The organism is Glutamicibacter halophytocola, assembly GCF_001302565.1.
Taxonomy (GTDB): Bacteria; Actinomycetota; Actinomycetes; order Actinomycetales; family Micrococcaceae; genus Glutamicibacter; species Glutamicibacter halophytocola.
Map to the genome: position 1 here is coordinate 1,360,002 of NZ_CP012750.1, position 13,904 is coordinate 1,373,905.

General features: G+C 52.5%; 13 protein-coding genes. 12 read left to right on the plus strand and 1 reads right to left on the minus strand.

Features of this window, described 5'->3' with window-relative positions; all coding sequences use genetic code 11:
- The first annotated feature begins 252 nt into the window (after positions 1-252).
- Positions 253-666: a hypothetical protein gene (locus AOZ07_RS06350; RefSeq protein WP_146274787.1), complete on the plus strand. Its 414-nt coding sequence runs from the start codon at positions 253-255 to the stop codon at positions 664-666.
- Here the strand turns inward: AOZ07_RS06350 and AOZ07_RS06355 are convergent, their stop codons facing one another.
- A complete protein-coding gene (locus AOZ07_RS06355) occupies positions 667-4,347 on the minus strand; it encodes an FtsK/SpoIIIE domain-containing protein (protein WP_194943817.1) in 3,681 nt (1,226 codons plus the stop codon).
- Positions 4,348-4,599: 252 nt separating this feature from the next.
- On the opposite strand from AOZ07_RS06355, the gene AOZ07_RS06360 reads away from it, so the two are divergent.
- The 11 genes from AOZ07_RS06360 to AOZ07_RS06405 all read left to right on the plus strand — a co-directional run bounded on the left by AOZ07_RS06360 (position 4,600) and on the right by AOZ07_RS06405 (position 13,862).
- Positions 4,600-5,820, plus strand: a complete 1,221-nt coding sequence (locus tag AOZ07_RS06360) for a TadA family conjugal transfer-associated ATPase (RefSeq protein ID WP_060703337.1) — start codon at positions 4,600-4,602, stop codon at positions 5,818-5,820.
- A gap of 2 nt (positions 5,821-5,822) precedes the next feature.
- The gene (locus tag AOZ07_RS06365) at positions 5,823-6,674 is read left to right on the plus strand and encodes a type II secretion system F family protein (protein ID WP_060701246.1); all 852 of its coding nucleotides are present in this window, start codon (positions 5,823-5,825) and stop codon (positions 6,672-6,674) included.
- Positions 6,671-7,612 carry a type II secretion system F family protein gene (locus AOZ07_RS06370; RefSeq protein ID WP_060701247.1) on the plus strand — a complete coding sequence of 314 codons (942 nt, stop codon included), beginning with the start codon at positions 6,671-6,673 and terminating at the stop codon, positions 7,610-7,612. The genes AOZ07_RS06365 and AOZ07_RS06370 overlap by 4 nt, the downstream gene beginning before the upstream one ends.
- Before the next feature lie 59 nt (positions 7,613-7,671).
- Positions 7,672-7,905, plus strand: a complete 234-nt coding sequence (locus tag AOZ07_RS06375) for a hypothetical protein (RefSeq protein WP_236995318.1) — start codon at positions 7,672-7,674, stop codon at positions 7,903-7,905.
- A 9-nt stretch (positions 7,906-7,914) separates the two neighbouring features.
- On the plus strand, positions 7,915-8,334 hold the full coding sequence (locus AOZ07_RS06380) for a TadE/TadG family type IV pilus assembly protein (RefSeq protein WP_075972432.1): 420 nt from the start codon (positions 7,915-7,917) through the stop codon (positions 8,332-8,334).
- On the plus strand, positions 8,327-8,773 hold the full coding sequence (locus AOZ07_RS18745) for a TadE/TadG family type IV pilus assembly protein (protein ID WP_075972433.1): 447 nt from the start codon (positions 8,327-8,329) through the stop codon (positions 8,771-8,773). The genes AOZ07_RS06380 and AOZ07_RS18745 overlap by 8 nt, the downstream gene beginning before the upstream one ends.
- A complete protein-coding gene (locus AOZ07_RS06385; protein ID WP_194943818.1) occupies positions 8,733-9,221 on the plus strand; it encodes a hypothetical protein in 489 nt (162 codons plus the stop codon). The genes AOZ07_RS18745 and AOZ07_RS06385 overlap by 41 nt, the downstream gene beginning before the upstream one ends.
- Positions 9,222-9,268: 47 nt before the next feature.
- Positions 9,269-10,384, plus strand: a complete 1,116-nt coding sequence (gene prfB, locus AOZ07_RS06390) for a peptide chain release factor 2 (protein ID WP_060701250.1) — start codon at positions 9,269-9,271, stop codon at positions 10,382-10,384.
- 280 nt (positions 10,385-10,664) lie between these two features.
- Entirely contained in the window at positions 10,665-11,462 is a 798-nt protein-coding gene (gene ftsE / locus AOZ07_RS06395) for a cell division ATP-binding protein FtsE (RefSeq protein ID WP_060701251.1), read from the plus strand.
- Positions 11,459-12,373, plus strand: coding sequence for a permease-like cell division protein FtsX (ftsX, locus tag AOZ07_RS06400; RefSeq protein WP_060701252.1), 915 nt, complete (start codon positions 11,459-11,461; stop codon positions 12,371-12,373). The genes ftsE and ftsX overlap by 4 nt, the downstream gene beginning before the upstream one ends.
- 55 nt (positions 12,374-12,428) lie before the next feature.
- The gene (locus AOZ07_RS06405) at positions 12,429-13,862 is read left to right on the plus strand and encodes a M23 family metallopeptidase (protein ID WP_060701253.1); all 1,434 of its coding nucleotides are present in this window, start codon (positions 12,429-12,431) and stop codon (positions 13,860-13,862) included.
- Positions 13,863-13,904: the final 42 nt, after the last annotated feature.

The following is a 13,904-nucleotide window of genomic DNA, read 5'->3' on the forward strand; positions in this document are numbered from 1 at the left end:
TGGTTACCGATTGGCTCTTCTGATCTTCGGTGAGGACCGATTGGGCTCCTCGTTTAACCGACCACATAAGGTTTTCATGTTACGAGGAAGTAAACAAGGGTCATGATAGCGAAATGTTGCTGAATGCCTGAGTGCTTTCTCACATGGCATTTGGGTGGCAAGTCCGCTAGTGCCAGTTGGTGTGGCGTCCACTACAGAAGAAGTAGTCGGGGCAGTTTGAGTTCCTGCCAGACGTCAACGAAGATTGTTGACGTGAGCCACCAACACAGTAATATGCCCCGACCGATCAGTGTAGTCATCGTTGCAGCATTAGTAATGCTTGAAGCGCTGGCCGTATTGGGATATGCCATTAGCTATCTAGGCAACTTATCGACCGACGGTGCGGTGAACGTCGGCGGACAAATCTTCATGTTGGCACTTTGCCTTTTACTGGCCATCTGGCAGGGGTCCGTTGCCGCTAACTTCTTCAAGGGTAAGGCATTCACGCGAGCCCCAATTATCGTGTGGCAATTGTTCCAACTGATCTTGTCTGTCTCATTCCTTAGCTCCAATATTCCGATGGTCAAGATAGCTGCTCTTGCATCTATCGTGATTGCCGGTTCGAGCGTGGTCCTGCTTTTCGCTCCAAAGACCACGGCCTTTCTTGGCGATCGGCCATCAAATTAGTTATTTCCTACGAATGTCCCGGGGGATGTGAATCATCCGTGGCTGTCCATCGCGAGAAATGATGGCGCGCCAGTACGGTCTGTTTTCAGCCGATGGCTCATGATGAAGTGCAGGCCATTGCATTGGTTGCATGTCCTGGGAATGCTCGGACTCAACGACTGCGAATTCCCGGTCATCTAATCCAAGCGCGGATAGTCCGAGCTCATACGCCAGCCTTGCCGAGGGCGGCGTGAAGAAAACGACGGGCACATTGATTGCTCCGAGTTTTTCGATGGCAGGCATGAGTCGTGGCTGTGCTGTGTTCTCCAAATAAACGCAAAGCATGGCCGGACTATCTTGTTTCCCCGATTCGAAGTCATCGATTCTTGAAGCTAATTCTTCTATGCCATTGGCGTGGGAAGCATTCCAACGATCCGCTAGAAGAAGCGACAGCTTGAGCCTCTCGTCAGCGTCGGGACAGATCATGATCAAGCGAGCTTGTTGTGGCCGGGCTATCGGGCGACCGGTAAACGGGCAGTAGCCAAGTAGCTGGGATGCTTCGTGTGGTGCCTGGCTATACGCACTGACCTCTGGACTGGCAACGTTCCAGTTGTCGTCCTCGCGGGGAACTGCTTGAGCTGGCGCAAGCTGAAAAACCTGAGGCGGGTTGTCCGCAGTTACGATTACTCCTCGGCCGGTAATGGGAGCGCAAGCCGGAATTTTGGGCCAGATCATTTTTAGTGATTCCGTGGAATTGTATGGAAAGTACCATTGGGTCGTGAACAAGCCGGTGGATTTTAGACAATTCTGATCTCTATCGACGGCGCAAACTATGAACGGTGACCGCTGAGAACCTAAGCGCAAAAGCGAACCCAACGCCTCATCGAATCGTTGAAAGTGCTGCGGGTGCAGCACCGATTGAAGTTGAGCCAACGAATGAACCATGATGATCAAGCCATCGTCCCTCGGAAGCGATTCTAGGTAATCCAGAGCATCCAAAAAAGCGTATGTGTCATTGCCAGTGATGACCTTCAGATTTGCATGCTGCTGTGCGTCAGTTACCGGCTCTGGTCCAAAACACAATATTTTGCGGCGCAATGAGACCAAGTAGTTCAATGACTTCCGAGCACCAGCTTCCGGCAAACCGCATATCAATAAAGAATGCCCTTTTGCGGTGTTAACGACCAGTGGTTCTAACGTGCCACCCGATAGGTTGTCCCGAACGCCGCAAAAGATGGTGCCCGTGTCTTTCCCGGGCCAGCCTGTTGGAATTAGTGCCTCTTCGGAGGTCAAAGGAAGAGGGGATGCAAATCCCGAGACAGGTTGAGGCACCGATATCCAACGGGCCGTTAGCTGCTCCAGAAGTACCGTAAGCGGGTCTGTCCCGGATAGCTCATGTTCAGGTTCAAATGTGCAGAACGGGGCTACTGCCATATTGTTGCGGTTTCGCTCAAAAATTTCGCCTTTGAGATCGGGCTCAACAGCGAGATGAAATTGGACTTTTCCGGTTGGCCGCGAAGAACTTCGCATAATTGCCTGCCCCGGCTGATTTAGCAATGTTGCCGCAGTGGAGCCAATGAGTTCGACTGATTCGCTGGGATCATTGACTCGAAGCGCGATGACGGCATTGATATTCGCGCGTGTTTGGCCAGTAAGAGCACCAGCGGGGCGCTGTGTACTAAGGATCAAATGAATCCCTAACGCCCGACCTACGGCGGCTAACCGGTCAATTCGCTGACCAGCTGTAGGCAGGGATTCGACAAATACCCGAAATTCATCAACCACGACTACAAGCCGTGGCAATGGTTGCGGAACTGGCGTGAGCATTTGATATTCGCCGAGATCGCTACATCCGCTATCAGCAAGGAGTTTTTCCCTACGACGTATTTCGAATTCAAGTTGTTCAAGGGTGCGCTGTGCGGAGGGCTCGTCTAAATCACTAGCGAAAAGTTGAACGTGGGGGAGCGGCTCAAAAACTGATAATCCTGCGCCTCCTTTGAAATCGATAAGGACGAAAGCTATATGCTGCGGCGAGAAGCTATGTGCAAGATCCGCAACTATGCGGCGCAGGGCTTCCGATTTTCCTGACCCGGTCGTTCCGCAGATCAGCATGTGTGGCCCGTCCGAATCTAGGTCAAGTGCTACCTCGGTTCCTTCATCGGTGACTCCGATAGCAGCTCGCACGCTGTTTGCAGGTTCCGATAATGCTTGTTGCGCGGCAATAGGCGCTGATGGCAGCAAACGCAATAACTGCTGGACGGTTCGGTCGAATCGCATCAAGCTTAATCGGTGCAAATTCTTGAGTACGAAGCGCTGGTCAGGAAGGTGAGTTGATTGGGAGTTAATTTCGATCCAGTGTTCTGCGGCCTCCGGGAGCCTAGGGCCAAGGCCGATTATTAAGGTCTCGGGGAGGAGCCGAGTCGGCGCGGCTGTTAGATAAATGGACTTAAGCAAAGGAACTTCGCGTTGCCAGGGACTCTGCTCCGAGGGCATCGGTGGGCTGGAAGCGGTGACATTCTTCATCAGCAATAAGGAAGCCGGCAAACAACGGATGCTCGGATCGATATAGAGCGATAGTTTTCCCGTGGCGATCAGCGGTAAGAAACGTGCAAGAACACTGGCCAAGACTTCTCCAGTTTCCGGACCTTGAGCCCCGACCAAATGCCAAACTCCAGGAACTGGCGGAGAAAAGACAGGACCATGCCAGGGCGCATCTAGCTTCCGGCTCTTGAGCTTGAACCGTGATCTTTGCGTAGCATCGGACTGTGGAGACTCATGCAATTGTGGAGACCAGAGCCCGTCGCCCCAAACCAACGGAGGTACGGACGGCGAGTTAATGTTCAAGGCGGTCGCGTCTAGCCCTGCAATAATTGCTTGCCCCAACGGAGCGGCATACGTGGATCGATTCTGGATTACTGCATTCCGTTGGGCGCGCATGGCTCGTTTCCAACGTCTGAGCTCAGACACCAATTGGCTTGCCGGGGCCAAGCCCATGAGGGCAGAGATCCCACTAATGATCAGAAAGAACATCGTTCCCATCAGTATTGCCAATAGAACGCCGGTCAGGATCGGGACGAGGGCAGCCAGCGAGAGCATCACCAGCCGGCTCATTTCAGGCTTGGGAGGGACATGGACTTCCAAGTCCTCATCTCGAATTGTTTTTTTGGATTCCGTGGCGACCGGGTCGCCAACCACGAAAAACGTATTTCCTAAACGAAACCGAGAACCTAGAACTAGGTCCATTGAGCTGCAGAGAATCCCATCCTCACGAGCTATCTGGTGGTTGGCTGCTGCCACCAGCCGTAGGCGACGCGTAGAAACATTTAAAGTCGCGTGGCATCGTGAAATAAGTGGGTCTTCGAGCCACAGTGGAGCCCCCCGGCCAATTGAATGCTCTCCTTGAGTGAGAGAAATCCAAGCTCCAGAATCTGGGCCGTGGGGGACATAGAGCTTTAAGGTAGCTGATTGATCGATGTATTCAGGTTGCACCTGAGGAATATCGCTCAGAATCAGTTTTTGGCCTGATGCTAAAGAGCCCAAGCTTTCCAGGCTGTCTTGTCCGAAATACCAATACTGGTTGGGAAAAGATGACAGGAGAATTGACGACAATTTGTCTCCAGTCAGTCTCCCGGCCGAGACCAATTCAAATTGCCGTGGATGCTGGAAAAGTTGCGATATCAAGAGAAATTCGTAGCGGGGCATGAAGAATCCTGATCGTATGTGACAAGCCTTGTATGACCAATAAAAGCGTGATGGTCCACCTGCTCGCATAACTAAAAAACGGCCTGTGGAGAAAGAATTTTCGGTTATCCACAAAAGGAAAACCTCTTGAAAGCTAAGCGAAGTGCCTATAGCATCCCTTGTCATACGAATATGAATGCTGCACCGACGATGCGCTCGCCGATGGTCCCCGACTTCGGGATTCTTTGTTACGAAGAGCCACAGGGGTGCGTCGTGGAAGCTCTGTCTATCGTTGAGGACGAAGTTCGTGAGTTGGTGAGACGCCGCGGACTGGATCCGGCTAAGCAACCGACTTTGATCAAGTCCTTGATCGAAGAAGTAATCAAGGACTATGACGAGCGTGCGCTGCTTGGTGCAGTACCATCCCTGGGCTCACTTGACGCTGCCCGTCAAACAATTTTTGATAATGTCGCAGGTTTTGGCGCGTTACAACCACTTCTCGATGACCCTACTGTTGAGGAAATTTGGATAAATGCTCCACATCAAGTGTTCTGCGCCAGAGGTGGGCAAAGCCAACTAACCCATATCCGCATGGAATCTTCAGAGATTGCCGCATTGGTCGAGAGAATGCTCAAGTCTTCCGGACGGCGATTGGATCTGTCGCAGCCGTTTGTAGATTGCCAGCTTCCGGATGGGTCCCGCCTACATGTAGTAATTCCAGATATTACGCATGAGCACTGGGCAGTGAATATTCGCAAATTCATCGCGCGCGTAGGGAAACTGGATGATCTGGTGGAATTGGATTCCTTGAGTAGGCAGGCCGCTTTGTACCTGTCAACGGCCATCAACGCGGGACTGAACGTGATTGTCACGGGACCAACACAGGCTGGCAAAACGACGATGCTCAATTGTTTGGCCTCTTCAATTGGTCCTCGTGAGCGCATCATTACCATTGAAGAAATTTTTGAACTTAATCTTTCTTTGCGCGATGTGGTGGCCATGCAAACGCGGCTCGCAAACCTTGAAGGAATGGGCGAAATTACGATGCGTCGCCTAGTCAAAGAGGCGCTTCGTATGAGACCGGACAGGATTATTGTGGGGGAGGTCCGTGAGGCCGAGTCGCTGGACATGCTCATCGCCCTGAATTCAGGGATTTCTGGGCTTTGTACCCTTCACGCGAATTCTGCGAGGGACGCGATTACGAAGATTTGCACTTTACCTTTATTAGCCGGTCCGAACATCACAAGCGACTTCACGGTCAAAACTGTTGCTGCTTGTATAGATCTAGTCGTGCATTGCGTACGCAGCCCTGGTGGGAATCGATACGTAAATGAAGTCCTCAGCATTCGTAACCGGGTGGAAGCAGGACAAATCGAATCGTCTACTTTGTTTGAAAGACGAGATGGAAGTCTTCGCGCCTCGCCAGGCGCGGATTGGGAGCACGAAAAATTCGATCTTGCCGGGATCAACGTCGCGGAACTGATGGCGGTATAGCGATGATCGCGTTTTTTGCATTGCTTGGTGGTCTCGGGCTGGCTGTCTTGGTCGATTGGCTACTCTTCGCACCGTGGGTGCGTGCTCCGAAGCGGAGGTCAGCGATCAAGGGGGCCCTGCTGCAAGCTGGAATGACAAATGTGACACCGCCCAAGTTCCTCATGATTTGTTTGGTGTGTGGTGTCGCATCAGGATTATTGACCTTGGGGCTAACTGGCGCGTGGCTGTTTGCCCTTCTATTTTTCAGCTTTGGAATTTTCGCCCCATGGGCATTTCTGCGTCGTCAAGCGTCTAGGCGGCGGGCTGCATTGCAGGAACAATGGCCTGAAGTCGTTGATCATCTGCGAAGCGCCATACGTGCCGGGCTGTCGTTGCCTGAAGCCCTGAGCCAACTCGCAACAGTGGGACCAAAAATACTTAGGCCGCTATTCGGGGACTTTGCTTTGGACTATCGAGCCACCGCCAACTTTAACGTAGCTCTGGAACAGCTTGGTGAGCGAATGGCCGACCCAGTTGCCGACAAGATCTTGACCACTCTTCGAATCACTCGCGAAGTCGGTGGCACTGATTTGGGACACACCCTAGCAACTTTGTCTGCTTTCCTTCGCGATGACGTACGCACGCGTGGCGAACTGGCCGCTCGGCAGTCCTGGATAGTCTCCGCAGCCCGGTTGGCTGTGGCAGCGCCATGGATTCTGCTCCTGATTCTGGGAACCCAGGACGCGGCAAAAGACGCGTACATGACGGCCGGTGGAGTGCTTGTCCTGGGTCTAGGAGTATTAATCTCAATCGTCTGTTACCGAATCATGCTGCGGTTGGGCACGTTACCGGCGGAAGAGAGAGTTCTGTCATGAACTCATACGTTTCATGGGCTGCCCTGTGCGGACTCGGGTTCGGGCTAGGGATATGGATCATCCTGGTCAATCTGCCCGGATGGAGAAAAATGGCTTTCGCCGAACGAATTGCCCCACATGTCCGCGTCGGCGTCAGAAGTTCGCGGATGCTTGAGGACTCTTGGCATTCAGAGTCGGGGCATTCAGCGCTGGCCCAACTTGCATCGCCATTGATCTCGCAAATGAGAAAGTTTGCCAGTAGCCATAGCCCTTCCAATGACATTCTCAAGAAAAGGCTCCATGCCGCTGGCCTTGAGATGAGCATAATTGACTATCGCTCACAAGAGATCATCTGTGCAATGGCCGGAGTTGTGGCAGGGGCCGTTTGTACTGCGTTTATTTCAATGCAATACGACCTTTCGCTGGTCTTTTCTATCGTGGCCGTTATTTGCTGTGGGATGTTGGGTTACGCGTTGCGAGGCTGGTGGCTTGGCGAACAAATTCATCGCAGAGCTCGAAAAATATTGACCCAATTCCCAACGGTTGCTGAAGTCCTGGCCTTGACGGTCGGTGCAGGGGAATCAACTACTGGTGCAATCGAACGTATCTCCCGAATCTGCCACGGAGTCATAGGTGAAGAATTCGTGAAGACGTTGAACGACATTCATTCCGGAACTCCTATGGTTCATGCGATGCAAAATATGTCTGATCGAATGCAAGTCGGAACGATCTCAAGATTTGTTGATGCAATTGTGGTTGCCACTGAACGTGGGACTCCTCTAGCCCAAGTACTCAGAGACCAAGCTCAAGACGTTCGAGACGCATCGAAACGCGAATTAATGGAAGTTGCGGGAAAACGAGAAATTTTCATGCTCGTACCCGTTGTCTTTGGCATTTTGCCGTTGACGATCGTATTCGCGGTATTCCCGGGACTAGCGCTATTGGAGATGAGCTATTGAACGAAATTAGTAGTGATGTAACTCCGAACCTTGAAATTACGAACACTGGAAGGCACGCCATGTTGAACATACAGGAATTTTTCATTGGTCTCTTTTTACGATTAGTGGTTGTGGCAAAGAGGCTGTGGGGAAAAATCTCGCCCAAAATTGGAGACTCTAGAGGCGACGTGCCTGGTTGGGTGATGATTACTTTAATGTCGGCTGTCTTGGTCGCAGCACTTTTAGCTATCGCAGGACCGCGATTGCAGGACCTCTTCAATCAAGCCATTGATCGGGTTTCGGGGTTGGGATAGAAGGCAAACATGCGCCGCGTCGTGCCGAATGGAATACCGCCAGTATTTAGGCGGTTCTTTGGTGAATCCAAGGGATCAGCCGTAGCGGAATTTGTCATGATCACGACGCTGTTAGTTCTCATCGCGTTGACGCTAATTCAACTCGCACTTGTCCTGCACGTTCGTAATACGTTGATCGATGCGGCTGCAAACGGCGCACATTATGGTGCGCTAGCGAATCGGTCCACGGCAGATGCGCAAGATCGGACACGGCACTTGATCACTGAGAGTCTTCATTCGGGATTTGCCGGAAACATTAGCGTTCGCTCCGCGAATGTCGGCGAGGGCAGCGTGATCACAGTGTCGGTTGAAACGAAGGTGCCGTTGGTCGGTTTACTACCCAACGGATGGAACCTGCATGTACAAGGTGAAGCTGTGAAGTATGGCTAATTTACAGAGAACTATCTCGGCAGCTTTGCGCAAAACTTCGCAGGACGAATCCGGAAGCGCGATCGTTGAGTTTATTTTCGCGGCGACAGTACTTTTGATTCCAATGGTCTACTTAATTCTTGCCGCAAGTCATCTCCAGGCAGGTAGCTATGCGGTGGTTGGAGCCGCGGACCAGGCAGCTAAGGTGTTTGCGCTAGCCGATACCCCAATTCAAGCGCAAGCAGATGCCAAAGAAACGGTACGCCGTGCGATGAATAATTTTGGCTATTCCAACGCGAAAACGAGTATTTCTTGCGATTCTGAATGCTTGAGTCCTGGAAGCGTAGTGACGGTCACCGTCGAATTGGACGTTCCGTTGCCCTTTGTCTCGGCGATGTTCGATGTATCAGCCTTTTCAGTTGATTCAGCAGCTTCCCAAAGAGTTGATCAATTTGGATAGCCATGGCAACTACAAGAAGTGGGCATCTGCAGAAGATGGGCAATCCTTAGTGCTTGCTATTGGACTCTGCGCAATTACTCTGTTGACTATCTCGGTAGTTCTGGCGGCGAGTGCGGTAAATCTGAAAGCACGCCAATTATTGTCTATCGCAGACGGGGCAGTGGTCGCGGCCGTAGATGAGTTCGAATTCGTGGCAGATGGGCCCAACCCCCGAATCGAGTTGAGCCAACAACGGGTTCAGCAGGCCGTAGGTAAGTACCTCCTCGATGTTGGAGCTGCCGGAAGAGTCGATGATTTGCGGATAGCTTCAGTGGAGATCCGCCCCGATGGGCAGGGTGCCACTTTAGAACTATCGGGAACTGTACGACCTCCAATCGTCGGCTGGATTGTGCCGAATGGAGTCCCGATTTCAGTGAACTCCACTGCGCAGACGGTCCTGAGTCGCTGACAGGGGACTCCGGGATCGGAGGTGAAATGACGTAGTCTTAGAGGACCATGGCAAAAACTGACTTCTCTGCTGAAATCCGCACACTGCGCTCAACTTTCTCTGCAATTGAAGATGTTAGCGACGTTGATCAGATCAAGGCTGACATTGCAACGCTCTCCGAGGAAGCGGGCGCCCCTGATCTCTGGGACGATCCTGCCGCAGCGCAAATTGTCACTAGCAAGCTTTCATACCGCCAGTCGGAGCTAGAGCGCCTCACGAAGCTCAAGACGCGGATTGATGATCTAGAAGTACTCGTCGAGTTGGCCGAACTCGAAGATGACGACGAAACGTTGCAAGAGGCCGAAAAAGAACTTATGGGCATCCGCAAGGCCCTCGATGATCTGGAAATTGTTACTTTGCTCAGCGGCGAGTTCGATTCCCGAGGTGCCGTGGTAACAATTCGTTCCGGGGCTGGCGGCGTCGATGCTGCGGACTTTGCCGAGATGCTCATGCGAATGTATTTGCGATGGGCTGAAAAGCGCGGATTCAAAGCTACCGTGATGGACACGTCCTATGCTGAAGAAGCTGGACTGAAGTCGGCTACCTTCGAAATCGACGAACCTTACGCTTTTGGAACGTTGTCCGTAGAGGCTGGAACTCATCGCCTTGTCCGAATTTCGCCATTCGACAACCAGGGACGTCGCCAAACTTCCTTCGCTGCCGTTGAAGTAGTTCCACTTATTGAACAGACCGACAGCATCGAAATTCCAGAATCGGAAATTCGCGTGGATGTGTTCCGTTCTTCGGGCCCTGGTGGGCAGAGCGTCAACACTACCGACTCGGCGGTTCGCATGACTCACATTCCAACTGGAGTTGTTGTCTCCATGCAGAATGAAAAGTCACAGATTCAGAACCGTGCTGCTGCACTTCGCGTTTTGCAGTCCAGGCTTCTGCTCCTGAAAAAGGAACAGGAAGACGCACAGAAAAAAGAGTTTGCTGGTGATGTGAAAGCCTCGTGGGGCGACCAGATGCGTTCGTACGTGCTCAATCCATATCAAATGGTCAAGGATCTGCGCACTGAACACGAAGTAGGCAATACTCAAGCTGTGCTTGATGGTGAGATTGATGATTTCATCGATGCAGGGATCCGCTGGCGCGCAGGACAGCGCCGCCCAAGCAAATAGCAGATGCTGCGAATACCTATCTAGTAGTACGGACTTGTCAAAAGCAGTGTAAGTATCGTCACCGGGCCCATTGGCCAAGGGCGAAATACATCAAGTAATGCATGATCTCAGTGGTTTATCTTTGCTGTGCTTATCGGATGAATATGGCAACACACCTAGGAATTATGCTGGTTCGACGGCTTGCACCGATAGTGTTTGGAACACTGGCGCATCTATTGACGTTTGATCTCGAGATTGGTATTCGTGGGTCGCGCCCCGACGAAAACTAGCGATTGAAGACATGATTAAATTCGAAAACGTCTCGATGGTTTATGAGCCAAGACAGCAGAATGCCGCCTTGGACGACATAAACATCGAGATTAGCCGCGGCGAATTCGCCTTCTTGGTCGGCGAATCCGGTTCCGGAAAGTCGACCTTCCTGAGCTTGGTGCTACGCGAAAAGCGTTCTACCGACGGGGCTGTTTACGTTGCAGGGCAGAACCTGAACCGGATCCCAAGTCGACGTGTGCCAAAACTGCGTCGTGATATCGGGTTCGTGTTCCAGGACTTCCGCCTCCTGCGCGAACGTACAGTCTTTGACAATGTGGCCTTCGCGATGGAAGTAATCGGCGCCTCGCGTGCTCAGATTCGTGAACGCGTCCCAGATGCCTTGAAGCTGGTGGGACTTGAAGACAAGGCTCGTCGCAAGCCTACCGAGCTTTCCGGCGGTGAGCAGCAGCGTGTCGGTATAGCGCGCGCCATTGTGAATAAGCCGTCGATCCTTTTGGCCGATGAGCCCACCGGTAACCTCGACCGCAAGAACAGCATCGAAGTCATGAACGTGCTGAATCGCATTAATCAGAACGGGACAACCGTTTTGATGGCAACGCACGCACACGAGCTTGTTAGCGAATACCGTCATCGCGTGATTGAACTGCAGCGCGGACAGGTGATCCGCGACGAAGTAGAAGGTCAATACACGCCAATGACCACGGTGGTGAACCAAGACGGATCTCGCGAGCTACTCGTGGGCGATTCGGCTGTTGAACACCACGAAGATTCACAGGTTGCTGAGGACCAGAAAGACGAGGACCAGTGAGACTAGGATTTATTCTCCGCGAAGCGGCGAAAGGCCTTCGGCAGAATGTCGTGATGGTCGTTTCTGTCGTCCTGGTGACTTTCGTTTCGCTAACATTCGTTGGCGCGTCGATTCTTCTGCAACTGCAGATTAACCAGATGAAGGGCTACTGGTACGACCGCATGGAGGTAGCGATCTATCTCTGTGACGACACCAGCACTTCGCCGAACTGTGGCGGAAATGAAGCCACTGATGCTCAGCGGCAGAACATTGAGAAGGTTCTCAAGTCCGAACAGTTGGCTCCGTATATCAAGGAATATGCCTATGAATCGAAAGATCAGGCGTACAAGAACTTCTTGGATCAGTATGAGAACTCTTCCCTAGTTGACCAGATCACTCCTGAGCAGCTGCCTGAATCCTTCCGTGTTGCATTGGTTGACCCGGAGAAGTATCCGGTGATCAACGAAGCGTTTTCGACGGTCGACGGGGTGGACTCCGTAATCGACCAGCGTGACCTGCTAGAGAAGGTCTTCCAGCTCGTGCGCGTTGCTTCGGCTGCTGCAGCCGTGGTTGCAATCGTGATGATCATTTGCGCGGTCCTGCTTACAGGAACAACGATTCAACTCTCAGCTATGCATCGACGGTTGGAAACAACCATCATGCGGCTGGTCGGTGCATCCAAAGCGACAATTCAGCTTCCGTTCATCATTGAAGGTGTTATTGCCTCGTTGATCGGTGGATTGCTAGCTTCGGGAACCTTATGGCTTCTTCTCAAATTCCTCGTCGAAGACAAGCTTGCCAGTGAAAATGTCGGCGTTGCCTTCATTTCTACCGGAGTAGTTTGGCTTGTTGCGCCTGTCCTCTTGATAATCGGTATCGTTTTGGCCACAATTTCATCAGTGGTAACGTTGAAGCGTTACCTGAAGGTTTAGCCGAATCGTTATCTCCGGCCTATCTGATGCACGACAATTCACTCTAAGGAGTCACATGCTGTCCAACGCAGTGCGTAGTAAGTTCTTGCGCGCCACTCTCGGTGGCGCCATGGCACTGGCCTTGACGTTGCCGGCTGGAATTGTCGCAGCTGATGAGCTGGACGATAAAAAAGCTCAGGTTGAAGGCAATATCAATAACCTAGAGCAAGACATGGAATTCCTGGACGCCGATATCCAGGCCACCGACAAGAAGTTGCGTGACCAGCAGGCTCAGGTTCCTGCAGCGGAACAGGCATTGGCGGACGCGCAGAGCCGTGTCGCCAATGCCCAAGCGGCAGTTGCCGATCTGAACAACCGTTTAATTGCTGCTCAGGGAACGCGCGATCAAGTCGCGGCCGAAATTGAGGCAAACGCCAAGAAGATTTCTGAAGCAAAAGAAGCCATGGCTTCGATTGCGTCAGAGGCTTATAAGCGCGGCGGCGTTTCTAGCGGGCTGGACATGATCCTGAACATGGAGTCGGCCACCGAGATCGCAGACGGTCTTGACCTGGCAAACCGAGCGATGGCTTCGCAGAGCGCTACCTACAACGACTTGGCGCAAGAGCAGGCCAACAACGAAAACAATAAGGTTCGACTTGACGCCGTTGAGAAGGAAATCTCATCGCTCAAATCCCAGGCCGAGGACGCGCTGGCTCAAGAGCAGGCAGCTCGAACCCAAGCGCAGAACGCAAAGAACGAACTCGATGCTTTGGTTGCAAGCACTGAAAAACTTGGTGCTGAGCTTGAAGCCAGAAAGCCTCAAATCCAGGCAAAACTAGCTTCGCAGCAGAAAGAATACGCCCAAGTTCAGGCGGACATCAAGGAGCGCCAGGAGCGCTTGTTGCGTGAGGAAGCTGAACGAAAGCGCAAAGCGGCTGAAGCTGAAGCAAAGCGCAAAGCGGCTTACGAAGCCGAGCAAAAGCGTCTTGCAGAAGAAGCCGCTGCCAAGAAGAAGGAATATAAAAAGAAGGCTTACGTTCCTCCAGCGCCGGCAGAACCCGAGGTGAGCACCTCTAATGGTTCCAGCGCCTGGGGATTGGTAAAGCCAACGACCAGCAACAATCTGACTTCCTCCTTCGGCTGGCGTCCAACGCCCGCCGGAACCATTGATTATGGTGGACGTGGCGGATATGTGCACGCTGGCATCGACTGGGGCTTCGGTGGCCAGTGTGGTGCGCCCATTACGGCTGCAGCCGATGGTGAAGTGTGGATGGCTGGCTGGGGCGGTACCTCCGGAAATAAGGTGCTCATTTCCCACGGCGTAGTTCGTGGCAAGGCACTGGCGACCGGGTACCACCACATGTCACAAGTCGCCGTGAGCGTAGGGCAGCACGTCAAGCAGGGCCAAGTTATTGGCTACGTTGGCACCACCGGCAACTCCACAGGCTGCCACCTGCACTTCGAAACTATTGTCAATGGCACGGCCGTGAACCCATTGGGACTTCTCTAGCGCTAGACTTGTAGTCTGCGTGCGAGAATTCGCCCGCGACAT